Annotated in this window: 14 protein-coding genes; 9 read left to right on the top strand and 5 right to left on the bottom strand. The window is 65.1% G+C overall.

What is annotated here, in order from left to right; translation table 11 throughout:
* The first annotated feature begins 24 nt into the window (after window positions 1-24).
* Window positions 25-1452, top strand: coding sequence for an aldehyde dehydrogenase family protein (locus tag AB0B25_RS15665; RefSeq protein WP_357179173.1), 1428 nt, complete (start codon window positions 25-27; stop codon window positions 1450-1452).
* A gap of 106 nt (window positions 1453-1558) precedes the next feature.
* Here the strand turns inward: AB0B25_RS15665 and AB0B25_RS15670 are convergent, their stop codons facing one another.
* The gene (locus tag AB0B25_RS15670; RefSeq protein ID WP_357179175.1) at window positions 1559-2635 is read right to left on the bottom strand and encodes a zeta toxin family protein; all 1077 of its coding nucleotides are present in this window, start codon (window positions 2633-2635) and stop codon (window positions 1559-1561) included.
* A 183-nt stretch (window positions 2636-2818) separates the two neighbouring features.
* Here AB0B25_RS15670 and AB0B25_RS15675 point away from each other — a divergent pair, with 183 nt between their 5' ends.
* Window positions 2819-3547, top strand: coding sequence for a contact-dependent growth inhibition system immunity protein (locus tag AB0B25_RS15675; RefSeq protein WP_357179178.1), 729 nt, complete (start codon window positions 2819-2821; stop codon window positions 3545-3547).
* 682 nt (window positions 3548-4229) lie between these two features.
* Here the strand turns inward: AB0B25_RS15675 and AB0B25_RS15680 are convergent.
* The gene (locus AB0B25_RS15680; RefSeq protein ID WP_357179181.1) at window positions 4230-4466 is read right to left on the bottom strand and encodes a hypothetical protein; all 237 of its coding nucleotides are present in this window, start codon (window positions 4464-4466) and stop codon (window positions 4230-4232) included.
* A gap of 1303 nt (window positions 4467-5769) precedes the next feature.
* On the opposite strand from AB0B25_RS15680, the gene AB0B25_RS15685 reads away from it, so the two are divergent.
* Complete coding sequence (locus AB0B25_RS15685; RefSeq protein WP_357179184.1) at window positions 5770-6510, top strand: class I SAM-dependent methyltransferase; 741 nt, start codon at window positions 5770-5772, stop codon at window positions 6508-6510.
* A 36-nt stretch (window positions 6511-6546) separates the two neighbouring features.
* Here the strand turns inward: AB0B25_RS15685 and AB0B25_RS15690 are convergent, their stop codons facing one another.
* Both AB0B25_RS15690 and sigJ read right to left on the bottom strand, forming a co-directional pair.
* Window positions 6547-8091, bottom strand: coding sequence for an MFS transporter (locus tag AB0B25_RS15690; protein WP_357179186.1), 1545 nt, complete (start codon window positions 8089-8091; stop codon window positions 6547-6549).
* A gap of 108 nt (window positions 8092-8199) precedes the next feature.
* The gene (sigJ, locus tag AB0B25_RS15695) at window positions 8200-9138 is read right to left on the bottom strand and encodes an RNA polymerase sigma factor SigJ (protein WP_357179189.1); all 939 of its coding nucleotides are present in this window, start codon (window positions 9136-9138) and stop codon (window positions 8200-8202) included.
* 180 nt (window positions 9139-9318) lie between these two features.
* On the opposite strand from sigJ, the gene AB0B25_RS15700 reads away from it, so the two are divergent.
* Window positions 9319-9813: a nuclear transport factor 2 family protein gene (locus AB0B25_RS15700; protein WP_357179191.1), complete on the top strand. Its 495-nt coding sequence runs from the start codon at window positions 9319-9321 to the stop codon at window positions 9811-9813.
* Window positions 9814-9853: 40 nt separating this feature from the next.
* Complete coding sequence (locus AB0B25_RS15705; RefSeq protein ID WP_357179193.1) at window positions 9854-10483, top strand: LUD domain-containing protein; 630 nt, start codon at window positions 9854-9856, stop codon at window positions 10481-10483.
* 170 nt (window positions 10484-10653) lie between these two features.
* On the opposite strand, the gene AB0B25_RS15710 is transcribed toward AB0B25_RS15705, so the two are convergent.
* A complete protein-coding gene (locus AB0B25_RS15710) occupies window positions 10654-11889 on the bottom strand; it encodes a lipase family protein (RefSeq protein ID WP_357179196.1) in 1236 nt (411 codons plus the stop codon).
* Between the two features lie 1901 nt (window positions 11890-13790).
* Here AB0B25_RS15710 and AB0B25_RS15715 point away from each other — a divergent pair.
* The 4 genes from AB0B25_RS15715 to AB0B25_RS15730 are packed head-to-tail and all read left to right on the top strand — an operon-like array spanning window position 13791 to window position 17573.
* On the top strand, window positions 13791-14177 hold the full coding sequence (locus AB0B25_RS15715; RefSeq protein ID WP_357179199.1) for a hypothetical protein: 387 nt from the start codon (window positions 13791-13793) through the stop codon (window positions 14175-14177).
* Window positions 14174-15034, top strand: a complete 861-nt coding sequence (locus AB0B25_RS15720) for a branched-chain amino acid ABC transporter permease (protein WP_357179202.1) — start codon at window positions 14174-14176, stop codon at window positions 15032-15034. Before AB0B25_RS15715 ends, AB0B25_RS15720 begins: the two co-directional genes overlap by 4 nt.
* 5 nt (window positions 15035-15039) lie before the next feature.
* On the top strand, window positions 15040-16812 hold the full coding sequence (locus AB0B25_RS15725; RefSeq protein WP_357179205.1) for an ATP-binding cassette domain-containing protein: 1773 nt from the start codon (window positions 15040-15042) through the stop codon (window positions 16810-16812).
* Window positions 16812-17573 carry an ABC transporter ATP-binding protein gene (locus tag AB0B25_RS15730; protein ID WP_357179208.1) on the top strand — a complete coding sequence of 254 codons (762 nt, stop codon included), beginning with the start codon at window positions 16812-16814 and terminating at the stop codon, window positions 17571-17573. The genes AB0B25_RS15725 and AB0B25_RS15730 overlap by 1 nt, the downstream gene beginning before the upstream one ends.
* Window position 17574: the final 1 nt, after the last annotated feature.

A 17574-nucleotide genomic window follows, 5' to 3' on the forward strand; every position in this document is an offset into this window, starting at 1 on the left:
GATCCACAACTGAAAGGAACTGACATGTCCAGTGAACTGATCGATGTGTCCAAGCGGGTCTCCGAACTGCGCGTGGTCCAATCCGATTGGGAATCTCTCGGTGTCACCGGTCGCGTGCGCTGGGTACGTCGATACGCGAACTGGTTGCTGGACAACGCCGATCTTCTCACCGAGTTGCTCGTCGCCGAATGCGGGAAACCCTTGGTAGAAGCGAAGGTCGAAGTCACCGTACCGATCGATATCATCAAGTACTACTGTCGCCAAGCCGAAAAGTCGTTGCGTACTCGGCATCCCGCGCCCCCGAATCTGCTCAACGCCGTCAAACGCGTCGATGTCGTGCACCGGCCCTACCCGGTGGTCGCGGTGATCACCCCATGGAACTTTCCCCTGGGATTGTCCCTCCTCGATGCGATCCCCGCATTGCTGGCCGGGGCCGCAGTGGTGGTCAAACCTGCGCCGGCCACTCCACACACAGTTGTCGCGGCCGTCGAAGGATGGGCCGAAATCGGTGCGCCGGCGGTGTTCACCGTGATCGCAGGAGATGACGATGCCGGGCGCGCACTGGTGGATGAAGCAGACTACGTCCAGTTCACCGGGTCCACCGCGACCGGCAGGAAGATCGCGCAGCGATGTGCCGAGCGGCTGATCCCGTGCGGACTCGAACTCGGCGGCAAGGATCCGGCGATCGTGCTCGCCGACGCCGATGTGGAACTGGCCGCGCACGGCATCGCCTGGGGTGCGCTGATCAACGCCGGACAGATGTGCACCTCGGTCGAACGGGTGTACGTCGTGGACCCGATCTACGACTCGTTCGTGGAAACTCTCGCCGGGCACGTCCGTTCGCTGCGCCGCGACCTGGACGTCAGTTCCTTGGTGACCGCCGAACAGTTCGAGGTGGTGAGCCGCCATCTCGCCGACGCCACAGCTTCCGGCGCCCGAGTACTTGCCGGGGGTGGGACAGAACCCGCCGAGCGATGGGTGGAACCGACCGTGCTCGTCGACGTCGACCACACGATGACTTGCCTGCGTGAGGAGACCTTCGGCCCACTCATCCCTGTCGTCCGAGTCGGCGACGAAAGCGAGGCTGTGCGCTTGGCCAATGCCACCACCTACGGGTTGTCGGCCAGCGTGTGGTCTCGCGATATCCGGCACGCTGAACGCGTCGCCGCCCAGCTCGACGTGGGGGCGGTGAACATCAACGATGTCCACGCCAACCTATTCTTCTTCGCCGCACCCATGGCCGGTTGGAAAGAATCCGGGTTGGGCAGCCGCCTCGGCGGCGCCGACGGCATCGTCAAATACTGCCGCCCCCAGACGGTCACCAAACCCCGCGCCCCGCTCCCGCTCCAGCGGTTGCTGCTCTGGTATCCCTACACCGACTTCCGCACCAACCTGCTCGGCCGCACCCTACGAGCCCTCGCCGCCACCGGCCGCCGTCGATTCCGCTCCTAGACCTGAACCCGACAAGCCCGGAACTCCTGGCGATATCAGCCGCAGCCGCATAACGGCATACGCGGTCGCACTGGGGGCAGCTCGAGCTCTCCGGTCGTGTGGTCCATTACGACGGACCACCGAATGGACCGGGCCCGAGTATGGGGCCTACCAAGGCTTCGAGCTCATCGGCCTCCTTGGACAGGCGCGCCCAGACATGCTCGTCGTCAGGCTGCAGTTGTCGGCCGGCAGCGATACCGTCACGCAATTCCTGCATCCGTTCGGCATAGGCACGCTGCTCCACGGGCAGCAGCGGTCGATGGCGCTCCTGCTCCATGACTTCCGAGGCCTGTGGTGCCTGGGCCCATTCACCTGACGACAGGCGGTGGTTGTCGAACAGCACATCAGTGCGCGACCGCACTCGCAGGCCGTCGATCGATACCGGTGATCCGGTGGACTCGAACATGCGGACCAGATCAGCGGAGCCAGTGAAACACGCGTCCTGCGCGTCCAAGGGAACGTAGCGACCGGCGCCGTGCCGCATGTGCTCGTCCAGGAAGCGGGTGAGGTTGGACAGCCGACTCTGCTCTCGGCGTACCGCGACTGCCTCGATTCGCGATCCGTAGTCATCGTGGTCGAAGCGGCGGATGATGCCGGCGGCGCGGGTGAGATCGCCTACTCCCTCTTCGAGAATGGCATTGCTGCGGTGCGCGATCACATGGTCGATTGCCATATCGAGCCATTTCTCCGCGATCGGATAGATACGGTCACCGGCGGTGAAGTCGTCGTCGGCCTGCAGCTCGCGGAACAACGGATGGTACGGCATGTAGTTGTCGGCGATCAGGACGACCGCGCCGTTGCGGTCGTGGAAGGTATCGGCGATCTCGCGGATAGCCGTTGTTTTCCCCGCTGCGGATTGACCGGTGACGACAACGAGCTCGGGTCGTCGGAGGGATCCCGATGCGCCGCCGAGTTGCTCCGGAACGATGAAATCGTCGAAGATTCGGCGCATCTCCCGATCCGACAGACGGTAGGCCCGGTCGGCTTCACGTATCACATCCGCGAAAATGTGCCCGGTACCACTGAGGCTCGCACCAGCTCGGCCCAGCGTCGCCTCGAGACGTCTCCGCACGTCGCGCAGTGCGGCAGCGGCAGTAGAACCCCGCGTCACCACCGACCGGATGCGGCTGTTCTCCCAGTCCACGTTGATACCTCCACTGCCCTCGCCGCACGTTCTTTCCGATCCTCGGTGTTCACGCGGCCAGCGCCATGATCCGCCCAATGGCTTCACTGCAGCTAACTATGCCGATCGTTGGTCGAGTTCGGTGCCGGGCGCCTTCCCATGGAGGGCGGGATCCGAAAACGGCAGTGCGAGCATGATGTTCGCATGCGGTCTTCGGTTGATGACGAGTCGCTGATCCTTGGGCTGATCAACAAGTTCTGGGTGGCGGTGGAGCGAGGGGTTCCTCGTGAGATCGCCGCACTGATGTGTGCGGACGAAGCCGAGCAGTTCTTGGACAACGTGTCCGATCCCGACTGTGACGACGCCGTGGACCCGATCGGTGAACCTACCTTCGAGGTATCCGGAATCCGTCTCTTCGGAGACATCGCGCTCGCGCGAATAACGCACTCACCCGATAATCTCGCTACCCTCTTCTTCCGACACGAAGTCGGGAGATGGACGCTGTGCGCGGATGCTGACGAGGACCTGTCGCTGGAACAGCTCGAAGACGACGAGTGGCCCGCGATACCCGCGGACGCGACCCGCCTGCTACGCACCGTCCATGAACTGCGGCGCAAGCCGATCGGACGACTGACTACCGAGGATGTCCGGTGCCTGCTGGGCCAGAATGTCGGCGTCGATGTCCTCTTGTCACGCGCATTGACCCAGCTGCATTGGAATCCGCTCGCTGCAGGCGACTATTTTCCTGGCGACCTGCTGGTGGCGACGCTCCGAGTCGGCCACGAACAATGGACGAAGGACCCGGTCGCAGTCGCTCGCATACGAATCGTCCTGGACATGATCCGAGACCTGGGCGATCTGACCGAACATGGTGCACCGCACGAGAGAATCTGGAACCACATAACAGATTTCGTGGCAGATTCGCATGGCTGACTGTTGCGAATCGTGGCGTGGTATCGCGGTCCGGCCGCAGGGGTAGTTCGCCACTCCTGACACGCTGACGATCCGGCACCGACAGGACTGTCCGCTCGCAGCTGATGATTGCGCACCGTGGGTTGCGACAACGGTATCGGCGGCCGGGTCGAAGCGGAACGCGACACCGGTCACGCCAGGCCGGGGCGGTGCCGGCTTGGTCGAGATGACAGGCGAAGATCCGAGTCGCACTGTCGGCCTCGAATCCGGGCACCTCGCCATGTCCGACCGCGTTGGCGTGCAGCGTCTTTACCTTCGAGGCGATGGCGTCGAAACAGCGCCAGATTCGCCCGGCGTCGACGCCGCACGAATTCCGTGAAGTTCCGGCACGTCGGTGACCGAACTCGCGAGATGCTATGGACTCGTTGAAATTTCGAGACGCAGTCCAGCTATGACGATAATTCGACTGCGGTGACGGAAAGTGGAATGTGAGACCGCGCTACGGTACGCCGCTATTGCAACGCTTCAGTATCCGACGACTTTCCGCTGTCACGGCTCACGGCCTGGTAACGGACCACATCAAAGGCAGGTCTACTTAAATATTGTTCGAACACAGGTGAGCATTCGAGCCGTCGGTCGGCATATGCCGACCGATTCCCTGACCAAACAATCGATAGAGAAATCGCCACCTGCGATCGGTCCGTTACACCCCACTGGTAATGCGAGCAAAGGTCCTGGTCAGCAAGTATTTTTGATACTCCGATTCCTTCCGGCGCAGCGCCGCATCTTCATCGAGCGCAGCGGCCGTCGGACCCGATGTCTCGGCGGCCGAGGCGAAGACCATCCGGTTGAGAAAATTGACAAGCATGAGGGAACCTCCGTCGCGGGATGTACCGGTCGATTTCGATTCCGGCCATTCGACAAGTAAATCGCCGGGCATGATCGCTCCGTTAACACGTTGCCGGTTGCAGTGTGACCACTGTCATTTCTGTGATGGCCGAAACGAACTCGCATCCGGCGTGGACACTGCCATGACGCGGTCGATGGCAGTGGCGATTTTCCGAGGTGCACGGGCAGTATTTCGGCGTGACGGAGATCGACGCAGCGGCATGCATGACGACCGCGGGCCATCCGATCGATCGCGGTTAACACCGTCGCACCCCGCAGCGCCGAGGTTCCGGTGACCTACCGGGCGAGTCCCTCGCGCGCAGTCACAGGGAAAGTGCCCCGCTATCGGTATGTACTGGATGGTTCGGGTCCAGTCACTGTATTCACGGGGCGGGGTGAACCATGTCCGACCGTCCTGCAGACCCCACCACACCGGCCCGTTCCCGTCACGCGGGTTCACAACGGTCAAGACATGCCGCGAGCCGTCGAACAGGTTCCTCGGCACCGTGCACCGGAATATCGAGCACGTTGCCGGCCGGATCGTGCATGGGGTCGTCGACCCCGCGGGATCCACCGACGTCGCAGAACCTCAGCGTTCCTCGATGATGGAACACCGCCGCACGATCGCATACGCCGCTGACCGACTCCGCTACAACGGACTACTGATCGCACCCTCCAGTACAGCGGTCAGTCCAGCTCGTACCGCATGGACACGGCAACGGTCCGGTCTGATTGCTCGAGACATCCACGAATCCGATCGACGCGACCTGGACGGGGTCGCCTGCATCGGCCAGGGCAGCCAGGGGCGGCTCTACCCGCCGCGACAACAATGTACGTCGCACACCGACTCGACGTGATCGGGCAATCGTTCGCCTCTTCCGGGGCCCTACTGCCGAACGATGATGCTCGGACGAGCAGCCTGTAAGTTCGAAACGGTCTGCGGCAGCAGATCTCACTGCCGTCTCGAGTAGCCGACTGGCAAGGTCACCTGCGATATCGGGCGGGAGAGGATGCAGTCGGCACCCAACCCAACCCCGACAACAGCGCCCGCAACCCGAGCCGGAGAATCGCCCCTCGACTCGACCCACCCGAAACACCGCTGGCGCGGTGGTTCCACATCGTCGCGACGACAAGCCAGTATGGTGACTTGGATCAGTGCGGCGCAATGGCGGAATCGGGCCCCATTTCGGCGTCTTTCTGTCGAGCCGAACATCCATTTCCGCCTGGAACAGCTTCTGTCCGGCCGCGGGTTCGAAAAAGGGACCGTCGTAGTTCAACAGCGCGGCGCCGCGCCGAGGTTCGTGCGCAGCGGCAGTCGGCAGCGATTTCGGGTGGGTGACCGGACGCGGAGGGCGATGGACTGGGAGTCGTGGCAGCGTAGTTGGGATCGGCAGCAAGAACTGTATTTACCCGACCGGGAAGAGCGGTTTCGGGTGATGCTGGATGTGCTGGCGGCGGTGGCGGGGCAGGCGCCGCGAGTGCTGGACCTTGCGTGCGGGACGGGGAGTATCAGTCGGCGGTTGTTCGCGCGGTTGCCGAAAGCGAGCTCGGTCGCGGTCGATATGGATCCGACGCTCTTGGCGATTGCTCGGGGATCATTCGACGGGGATGCGCGGATTACCTTCGTGACGGCCGATTTATCCGAGCCGGGTTGGATGGAACGGTTACCGGACGAGACGTTCGACGCCGTGCTCACCGCGACGGCGTTGCACTGGATGAAGTGCGAGGCGCTGGCGCGGTTGTATTCCGATCTGGCGAAGCTGGTGCGGCCCGGCGGGGTGTTGGTCAATGCCGATCACATGCCCGAGCCGGAGAATCCAATGCTCAAAGCCATAGACGAGGTTATCCAGACCCGGCACCAGAGGCGGGCTCGTGCCATGGGGGCGCAGGATTGGGAGCAGTGGTGGGCGGCGGTGGCCCTCGACCCAGGTCTGGCCGACGAATACGCGGCCAGCCGCGCTATCTTCGAAAAACACAGTGGAGGCGAAGAGCGTCCGATCGGCTGGCACTGCGTACGGTTGCAAGAAGCCGGCTTCCTGGAGACAGGTGTGGCGTGGCGGTCGATCAATGATGCATTGGTCGTCGCGATCAGGTGAGGGACCGTATACCGGACGAGGACCCGTACTTGCCCGTTATGTGATGTCTGCTCGATGGCGTGCCGTATCGACGGCCGTGAATACCGCCGCGGCCAGGATCAATACCGCCGAAACCAGCAAAGCCACATCGAGTCCGTGGTGGAATGCCGTCTTTCCAGTGTTGAGCACGTCCGATACCTTCGACAGGTATTGCAGATACGGGGTGATGTCCACGCCCTCCGGTATGCGGCCACGTTCGACGGCGTCGACGACGTCGGGCTGTAGCGCGGCCGGCAAACCCAGCTCGTTCATCCGTGCTTTCAGATCCGACGTGAGGAACGAATTCACCAGTGCCCCGAGCACGGCGACACCGAACGCGGAACCGACCTGGCGCATCGTGTTCGTCACCGCGGCGGCCATACCCGAGTGCTCCGCCGGGACCCCGGACAGCACGGCCGACGTCAACGGTACTACCGCGATCCCGAATCCGAACCCTGCCACCGCCATCGCAGCCGCCAGCGGGAGGTCGTGCAGTGGGCCGGCGAGGGTATGGCGGGTCAGCAGGATTCCGCCGGCGCCGACCACACAACCGACGATCATGGGAGTGCGCGCGCCATGACGCGCTACCCAGAAGCCCGTCGCCAGCGATCCGATGACGATCGCGGCGGCCATCGGTGCGAAGACTGTGGCCGTGCGTGCACCCGAATAGGATTGCATCACTTGCAGATACAGCGCGGTGAAGAAGAAAATCGAGAAAATGCCGAAGTAGACGGCGAAAGCGACCACCAGCGCACCACGCACTGTCGGCAGGCGCAGATATCGGAACTCGAGCATCGGGGCGTGCGCCCGTGCTTCGACGGCGACGAAACCGATGAAGGCGATACCGCCGAGCACAAACAGCACGATCACCAAGGGCGCGGTGTAGCCCCGCTGCTCACCGAGGGTCGCGGCGTATATCACCGGCCCGAGAAAGGCTGCGCCGAGCAGGAATCCCGCCCAGTCGACACGCCCCAGGCGTGGATCGGCGCTTTCCGGGACGGACCACAGCGCGGCAGCAAGCGCCACCGCACCGATCACCAGGTTGAACCAGAAGATCGAGCGCCACCCGCACGCGTGAACCAGCACTCCGCCGAGCACCGGCCCGGCCGCCAGCGCCAGTCCGGACACCGCTGCCCACACACCGAGCGCCCGGGCGCGGACCCGCTCATCCGGGAAGATCTGCCGCAATACCGACAGGGTGCCTGGTTCCGATGCGGCTGCGCCCACGCCCATGATCGCGCGACCGACGATGAGTACCGACACACTGGCCGCGAGCGCCGCAATCACCGATCCGACACAGAAGATCACCAATCCCACGATCATGACTCGCTTGCGACCCCAGCGGTCACCGAGTGATCCGCCCGCCAGCATGAGGCTGGCGAAGACCACTGTGTAGGAATTGACCACCCACTGCAGCAGCACCACGTCGGTACTCAGATCGTGCCGGATGTCACCGAGCGCGACGCTGACGACGGTCGTGTCCAGGAAGGTTACGAACAGAACGGCAGTAACCGCCGCCAGTGCAATGCCCGGTCGCGCCGATGTGCTCGGTGCATAGTCCATCCGCCCCACCCGGCACAGGCTACTGGCAGATGCCGCTGAGCCACCGCGTCGGGGTGGGGATCCCGCGACGGCAACTCTTCGGGCCGTATTGCGGATGGTGGGGCGTCGTCAGTTCGTCGTCCAGCGGACGAGTTTGTCAGGGTTGCGGATTGTCCAGATATGCGTGATCCGGTCGCCCGCGATGTCGAACGCGTACACCGCCACCGCGGCGCCATCTTGCTGAGCCACCAGCCCGGGCCGACCGTTCACCGTACGCTCCAGGAACGTCACGTCGTGGGGTGTCCGGTCGGCGAGATCGATCAGGTAACGGGCAATCTGCTCGCCGCCTCGGATCGGGCGCAGCGCGGCGGTGGCAAGGCCGCCGCCGTCGGCGATCGCGGTGGCTCCGGGGTCGAGGAGATCGAGCAGGGCGTCGACGTCCTTGGCTGCCCACGCCTGCTTGAAATTTCTCACGAGGCCGGCCTGCTGGGCTGTCGGGGCGGCGGGAGCCCGCGCCACGCGGATGCGGCGGCGGGCCGAGCAGGCCAGCTGTCGGCATGCCGCCGGTGTGCGGCCGACGATCTCGGCGACTTCGGCGAAGGAGTAGCGGAAGACGTCATGCAGGATGAACGCGACGCGCTCGGCGGGGGTCATCGACTCGAGTACGACGAGAAAGGCCATAGCGATCGACTCGTCGAGGGTGACTCGGTCAGCCGGATCGACGGTGGTGGCGTCCGGCCGCCCGCTGATCCACTCCGTGGGCTCGGGCAGCGGCTCAGGGATCCATTCGCCCACATATCGCTCACGTCTGGCCCGTGCCGAGCCGAGTAGGTCCAGGCAGATGCGGCTGGCTACCGTTGTCAGCCAGGCGCCGGGAGATTCGATGGCAGCCTGTTGCCGCGGGGACATGGCATACCAGCGGGTGTAGGTCTCGTGCACGGCGTCCTCGGCATCGGCCAGGGAGCCCAGCAGCCGATAGGCGAGATTGATGAGCTGACGCTGCTCGCTCATGACTGCGCTCAGGCCGGGGTCGGGCCGGTCGCGTCCTAACTGGGATCGGGTGCTCATGGTGCCGCCCGCCTCTCTTGGTCGTTGCTGCCCTCACAGGATCGACGAAACACCGCACCGAACTGTGAGGTCACCACACCGCCGCACAATCCGCGGGGTTGTGTCGTCGGACCACTGAGACGAACACACCATCCCCGATGCCGTCAGACACCGGCTTCGACGTGACAAGTGAGGAAACCGATGAGTGAGTTTCAGGTGAGTGACTTCCAGACCGTCGCAGACCGGGTCGAGATCGAGGCGCTGCGCGGCGAGTTCACCGACGCGGCGATGATGCGCGACCGCATCCGCCTCGCGTCGCTGTTCCTGCCCGACGGCGCGCTGCGGATGCCGAACATTCCCGTCGCGTTCGTCGGTCGAGAGGAGATCCGCGCCGGGGGCGAGCGGCTGCAGAGCCAGTGGGACTTCTTCGTGCAGACCACACACGCGGGAACGATCCAGCTCGATGGCGACACCGCGACCGGCCGCGCCTACATCCAAGAGCTCGCACGCACGCGCGACGGCCGACAGGGACTGAACTACGCCATCTACCACGACCGCTACCAGCGCACCGGCGACGGCTGGAAGTTCGCCGAACGGGTCTACGAGGTCAGATACCTCGACACCACTCCACTGGCGGGCTCGGCGCCCCGCGCCGCGCAGGCGCCTGCTGGCCGACCAGCTGATCGACCCGAGTGACTATCAGTTGCGCCACCCCACGACGAGCCCAGGAGGCACCATGACTACCCCGAATCCGACAACACAGTTCACCGACCCAGCGTCCGCGCAGCGCCTGGAGCGGGCGGGCACTGCGCTGACGGCACACGGTTTCGCCGTCGAGATCCTCGACGATGCCGCCGCCGCACGTGCGCGCATCAGAGGTCTGATCCCCGAAGGCTCCAGCGTGTTCACCGCGGCCAGCGAGACCCTCCGCCTGTCCGGCATCGACGACGACATCAACGCAAGCGGGCGATACCAGGCCGTGAAGCCACGCGTCCTGAGCATGGACCGTGTCACCCACGCCGACGACATCCGGCGGCTGATCGCCAGCCCCGACGTCGTCGTCGGCAGCGTAGCTGCGCTCACCGAGACCGGCTCCCTCGTGGTCGTCTCGGCCAGTGGAAGCCAATTACCCGCCTACTCCGGCGGCGCCGCCCGCGCGATCTGGATCGTCGGAGCGCAGAAGGTGGTACCCGACCTGGACGCCGCGCTACGCCGCGTCGAAAACCACGCTCTGCCACTGGAAAGCGCCCGCGCCCAAGCGGTCTACGGGCAGCGCAGCGCCATCAACCGCCTACTCGTTCTCCGGGCAGAACCCCAGTCCGGGCGCGGCACTGTCCTGCTGCTCCGCGAAGCCATCGGATTCTGAAACCACCAGCAGCGATCGCGCCCCGAATCTCGGTTCGCCGGAGATTCATCGGCATCGCGGGAGGCAATGGTGAGTCGTCACCAGCGCTCGCCGAAGCGCTGGTGACGACAACCACAAACTGTTGGCGACCGGACCCACCTGCTGTGTTTCGCCGCTACCGGTGCCGATCGTCAGCAGGAGGCGGGCGCCGGCACACCGCGCACCCGGCCGTCCAACCAGTTGAGCGCATCGAGGCTGCCCAGCACTGCCCCCGATACATGCTCGGGCGCGGACACTTGCAGCCTCTGCACCGGCACCCCGGCCGCACACCAACGTCCGGCGGTGTTGTCGATCGCGTCGAGCGGGATCAGCAGGTCGGACGAAGAATGCCATTCGAACACCGGCGTTCTCGGCACCCCGTCGTAGAGTTCCAAGCTGTTCTCCTTCAACACCGACCGAGCCTCATGGATATCGACGACCGAAGTGCCGGCCAGATATGCGCCGGCACTGCCGTCGGCGCCGACATTGAGGATCTCGCCGGTACAACTGTTCGCCATGGCGTCGCGGGCCGCGAGTCCGCGTTCGTTGAGGTACGAGCTGATCGGCAGCCGGTCCGGGTACTCGCGCTCCAGGCCGATCGCCGCCGCCATCGCCAACCCGAAGGCCGGGTGCGGATCGAAGCCCAATGCCTCCGCCATCTTCTCCAGGTTCATCGGGGCACCACCGACGGCCGCGCCGGCAAGCTCCAGTTCTGGTGCGTATGACGGCTGCAGTGCAGCGGCCCACGCAGTGGCCATGCCGCCGCCGGAGTAGCCGGCCAACGCCACCCGACTGTGCTGCCCGGCGAGTTCGGGCAGCCTCTTCACCGCCCGGACGCCGTCCAGGACGATCTGGCCACCCAAACGCGCGGCCCCGAAAGCGAAGTTCGGACCGAGATGATCCGGCAGCGCCACACTCCAACCCCGCGCGAGTACCGCATTGAGAGCAGGTGCGGTCGACAGCAGGTTCGTATCGCCGGAGTACAGCTGATGCGATACCGCGCAATTGGTGCCGAGCGCATTGATGAAGTGCTGATACGACAGCAGCGGCGCGTCTGGTTGATGACCGGCCGGGGTGACCACCGTCGTAGTCGCCGCGATCGGAGCGCCGTTCGAGTTGGTGGACCGGAACTTCACCAGCGTGACACTGGCACCGGGAAACATCCCCAGCGGCGGCAGTCCTCGCGCATCGAGCACATCACCGGGCTGGTGCGCCGCCAGATTCGCCGGAGCGCCGTAGAACGGGTCGGGATCCGGCCACGGATAAATCGGCTGCGCGGTTGCCGTCGTCGCCAGCAACAGCCCGAATGCAACACCGCCGAGCGCGGCGAGAATGCGGACGCGACGATCGCGCCGGACGCCGCGGAAAAGAAGAAACTGACGAGTCACGACCTAGACCTCCACGGGTAGTTCGTAGTTCGCAGCATTCGTTGGACCAGCGAGCCCGATGCACAGTGCACGAATCTCGGGCAAATTTGCAGCGAAACGTCCCGAGGGGCGTATCTACCGCAGCTCTACCGCAGCCGAAGCGCGGCCCAGTCCGGCGTCTCGCGCGGGAACCTGTCACTTCCGGCGGGCAAAAGCCGCCTGAGACAATTTCCAGAGCGCACACTCCGACAGGGCTTTACCAGAATCAACGCGTATGTGGCACGCAATGGCCAGGTAGGACCCACAAACATCCGGCAATAAAACAAGCGACAGACACTCAGCTAGCTTCCGGTTGCTGACGATTACGGTACCAAGCCAGACATGACGCTATGGCTAATATTCCGCAAACTCGATGACTTCGGCTCGACGCCCTACGGGATAGCCAATAGCTCCAGTGAAGTGGCTACTGGTCGAGATAATCGGCGACCGATCAGAGCGGTGGACCGCCCGACCCGGAGTCGGGACCACGCAGAACCGCGATTCAGCACAATACGAACAACCTGGGTGTACCGAATTCCGGCAACTCTGTCGCGGTTGAGCCGAAGGGCTCAGATGGGCTACGCCGCCAGCAGTGCGGTCACACCGCGTCGATGAGGGACCTCGCCGTCAACAACCTCGGCGCCTAGAGCCGTCGCTGGGATCTGCGTCATCCCGGGGAGTCGATCGCGCCTGCCACTTTGGTCGGAGTTCGATCTGCGCCGTCCAGAGCGGTGCTACTCACGGGCCCGAGGACTCAGTGGCATCGATTCAGGCACGAACCCTGATCGATGTCCACTGGTTCCCCGCATCGGAAACAATCGCGGGATTGGCTCTGTAACAACAGCTCTCGTCTTCGTCAGCTTGATCGCCGACGGAGCCGAGTGGCTTGGCAGAGCAACGACGTCCGCGAAATAGCCGACCCGGCCGGCATGTTGGGCTTCAAGAGCGAGGCTGCGGATTGCGTCGCAGCCGTGGTCGACGAGATCACGGACCGACTCGGGGCGGCCCGGTCGAAGATGTCATTGAAGGAATCGGCCTCGCGGGGGTGTCGAGGCAGTGGCGAGACGGGCCGGAAGTTCGCCCACAGGGACGACATTGGGGTATGTCGCTGAATCCAAAGCGATGAACTTCTCCGATATCGGAGAGTCCGACCATGATTCGTCACGGACCCAGGTGACCGATTCGTCGTGGTGATGCGCCGGCTGGGTGACCGGACCGTCGGCGCACAGCAACGCATCGAGAAGTTCGAACACCGCGTCATCGCACATCGCGACGCGCTCAGAGGACGAATGACGAAATGCGGCAAACCAATTGAACCTGATCGAGCACAGCCGCCAAACCGAAACAATCGCTTCGGGCACATGCGGCACACGGGCTACCGGCACGTGTTGCAACCGATCGGGACACGGCCGGCCGACAAGATCGATGCCGCGCCAACCGGTGGCTGCCGATTCGCCTTACCCCTTCGAGTGCACTTCCCGGAATCCGGGCCGCCGGCGGGTCCGTTACCCGAAGCGAGTCGGCGACGCGCCCTGAAAGCTGCGGACGATCAGCACCTGACGTGGTCACGCGCGCCGGAGTTGCCCGGATTCCACTCACGCGCTGCGGTCGGCCGACAGTTCCGTTCCGACCCCGATCAGAGAACTGACGCCTGATTCATGTTTCTGGAACCGCAGCGGCGGGGGACCCGTCAGCGACACCTGATGTGCACGGGAGGTGGCCCTGGAGCAACCGGACCGCAATGCGGTCGCAATGCCATCTTTATCCATTATTGACAGTGACGTTAGGTTCATGTTTTATGTGACCATGGTTACACAGGCCGTCCCGGCGGCTCACGCGAGTACCTCCCCCGGGGTGCTGAGAATCACTGCCAAGGGGACGCGATGAGCTTGCCCGCTGTCGCCATCGAATACTTCGAGTACCTCACCGCGGGCCGCTTCGCAGAAGCATCACGCTGCTTCTCCGAAGACGCCTTCTACTCCCACCCCGCCTGCGATCCAGACCTCTCCGGACCCGCCTCGCACCGCATGGAAGCGTCGGGCCGGCAGGCTATCGAGCGTCTCTTCGAGGCACGTGGTCCGCGCGACTGGACGCACGCCTCCCGCGCCGACACGGTCGGTGACCGGTTCTACGTGGAGGGCCGGGTTACCGAGAAGTCGGGCGCCGAACTGCTGTCCGCCGTCGGACTCGTCGGCATGGACGGGCTGATCGCCCGCTACGTCGCCTACGATTCCCGCCCGCCGGTCGGTCGCGCAGGAGAAGTAGCGTGATCCAGTTCCTCGTCACAGCCGTGTCCAACGCGGCGATCTACGCGCTGGTCGCGGTCTCGCTCAACGTGGTCTACCGCTCGAGCGGCATCCTCAACTTCGGCGCCGGCTACATGGTGGCGATTGCGGGCATCTTCTACGTCAACGAGATGTCGGCCGACATCGTCGGCATCGTCCTCACGATGCTGGTCGCCGTGCTGCTCAGCGTGGTCGCGTACTTCGCGTCGACCTGGTGGGGCCAGCGCACCAAGCTCGACCACGTCGCGCTGTCGCTCGCGCTGCTCGGCTTCGGAATGGTCCTGGACTTCGTCGCCGGGCGGGTCTGGGCCACCGAGGGTTACTCGGCCGACGCCATGATCGACGGCACGCTCACCATCGGTGACACCACCTTCGCCACCGAGCGCGTCCTCGCGGTCCTCTTGGCCGCGGTCTTCATCGCAGGCGTCCTCGTTTTCGTCGACCGAACCATGGCCGGCAACGCACTGGAGGCGACGGCTGCCGACAGTGAATTGGCCGGGATGTACGGCGTCCGTACCGGTGTCGTGGCCTGCGTCGCGTGGGCGCTCGCCGGAGGCGCGATCGGGCTGGCCGGCATCCTGCAGAGTTCGATCTCGGCAGTCTCGATGGACAACGCTCTCCCGCTCGTCATCTACGGCATCGCCGCGGCAGTAGTGGGTGGTCTCGGCAGCATCAGGAACGCGGTCGTGGGCGCACTGGCGGTCGCCGGCGTGCAGGCTGCCTTCTCTCAATTCATCAGCCCCCGCTACTCGGTGAGCATGGTCTTCGTACTCCTCTTTCTCGTTCTGGCACTGCGACCGGCGGGTTTGTTCGTCAACGCCCGCAACGCGGAAAGGGTCTGACGCCGATGTCCAGCGCCTTCTCGATGCCCCGCGCCTGGTGGCAGACGCTCGTTGCCCCGGTCGTCCTCGTGCTCATCGGTCTGTTCGTGCAGGGTGACGGCTTCCATGTCTACCTGGCCATCACCGCGGCGACGGCATTCATCCTGACCGTCAGCTTCAACCTGATTTACGGCTACGCCGGCGTCTTCTCACTCGCGCACATCGCCGTCTACGGCATCGGCGCCTACGCGGCCGTGTTGCTGGAGATGAAGGCCGGACTCCCGTTCCTGGTGGCCACGCTCCTGGCGATGCTGATCTGCGCGGTGGTCTCCATCCTGGTGTGGCTGCCGACCCGCCACCTGCGGGACTTGTTCCTCGCCATCGCCACACTCGGCCTCGCCGTCACCGTGCAGGAGCTCATGCTCAAGTGGACCTCGCTGACCGGAGGCGCCGAGGGACTGCTCGGCATCCCCTTCGCCACGGCGTTCGGGAGCGACCTTGCCGCCAACTCGATGTCCTACTACTGGTTGGCCGCCGTGGCCGCAATTGTGGCCTGGGAGGTCTCCGCGCGGCTCACGTCGTCGGGCATGGGCCGTAAGTTCATCGCGCACCGCGAGTCCCCGGTCGCGCTGGCCGCGGTCGGGGTCTCTCCGGGGCGGGTGCGCCTGGTGGCCTTCGTGGTCTCCGGCATGCTCGCCGGCCTCGCGGGGTCGCTGTTCGCCCATCAGGCGCTGTTCGTGGCCTCGGAGTCCTTCGGGCTGCCGCGGCTGATCCTGCTCATCCTCGCGGTGCTGATCGGTGGCGCCGGCACGCAGCTCGGACCGGTGGTGGGTGTGGCGGCCCTAGTCTTCATCGACGAGGCGGGCGCCGCGAGCTCGGGTTACAACACCTTGATCCTCGGTGTCGCCATCGTGGTGCTGCTCGGGTACTGGCAGGGCGGTGTCGCCCGACTGCTGAACCTGACGGTAGGGCGCTGGCTGCGGCGACGTCCGTCAGAGATCACGCCCGCCCGGGTCTCCTTCCCGGTGGTCGAGAACACCGATGTACTGCGCGTCGAGGGCATCGGCGTGGAATTCGGCGGGGTGCACGCGCTCGACGCCGTCTCGCTCGAGGTCCAGCCCGGTCACGTCCTCGGTCTGATCGGGCCGAACGGCGCGGGAAAGACCACCTTGGTCAATTGCGTGACCGGTCACGTCGTCCCCACCTCGGGACGAGTGGTGATGGGCTCCGAGCGGCTCGACGGCCGTCGTCCGGAGCAGGTGGCGGGGCTGGGCGTCGTACGCACCTTCCAGACGGCGAAGCTGCTGACCGAGGTATCCGTCGTCGGCAACGTGGCGCTCGGTTTCGCCGCCGGCGCCCGCGCCACCGACTTCGGCGAGGTCCTGGATTCACCGACGGCGCGAGCGGACACTCGGCACAGCCTCGAAGAGTCGGTCGGGCTGCTGCACGCCCTCGGTGTGAACACCGATCTCTGGGAGCCGGTCGGAGCGCAACCGTACTCCACCCAGAAGCTGGTCGAGATCGCCCGCGCCCTGGCAGGCTCCCCGTCCTTCCTGCTGCTCGACGAGCCAGGAGCGGGTCTCAACGAACACGAATGCGCAACGCTCTCCGACATCATCCGCAGGCTCGCCCAATCGGGGATCGGGATCCTGCTCATCGACCACAACGTGTCCTTCGTGGCTTCGGTCGCGGACCACGTGCACGTGCTGGACGGTGGCCGGACCCTGGCCACCGGAGCCCCTCGCGAGGTCCTCGACCGCCCCGAGGTCGTCGCGGCGTACTTCGGAGGTGGTGAGTGATGTCGTTCCTCGAGGTGCGCGGACTCCGGGCGGGATACGGCGCAGCTACCGACGTGCTGCACGAAATCGAATTGGACGTTCCACAGGGAGCTGCGGTCGGCGTGATCGGCGCCAACGGCGCAGGCAAGAGTTCGCTGCTCCGGGTGCTCGCGGGCCTCCAGCCGGCGCGTGGCGGGACCCTTCGACTCGACGGGAACGACCTCCCGAGCGAGAGCGCCGCGGCGAGGCTGCGCCGCGGGGTCGTCCTGCTTCCCGAGGGCCACCGCGTGATCCGCAAGCTGACGGTGGAGGAGAACCTCCGCCTCGCCGCGATCTCGACCTGGCCGCGCGGTGTCAAGACCCGGCTGGCGGCCACACTGCCGACGGTCTACGAACTCTTCCCGATCCTGCACGAGCGACGCAAGCAGCTGGCAGGACTGCTGTCGGGAGGCGAGCAGCAGATGGTGAGTATCGGCCGGGCCCTGGTGTCCCAGCCGAGGCTCCTGCTGCTCGACGAGCCGTCGCTGGGGCTCGCCCCGGTCGTGATCGATCGAATCTACGAGTCGCTCGCCCAGCTCAAGCAGACAGGCCTGTCGATGCTGATCGTCGAGCAGGACTACGGCCGGCTCAACAGGCTGTGCGACCAGATGCACGTGCTCCGTCTCGGGTCCGTGACGCTCTCCGCACCCGGAGCGCTCACGGATGAAGGAGCTGTCCGTGCCGCCTACTTCGGTCACGAGGAAGCGGCCAGTTCCACCGACACGACACCTTTTAAGGAGTAGT

Source organism: Nocardia sp. NPDC049190 (genome assembly GCF_040648115.1).
In the GTDB taxonomy this organism is placed as follows: Bacteria; Actinomycetota; Actinomycetes; order Mycobacteriales; family Mycobacteriaceae; genus Nocardia.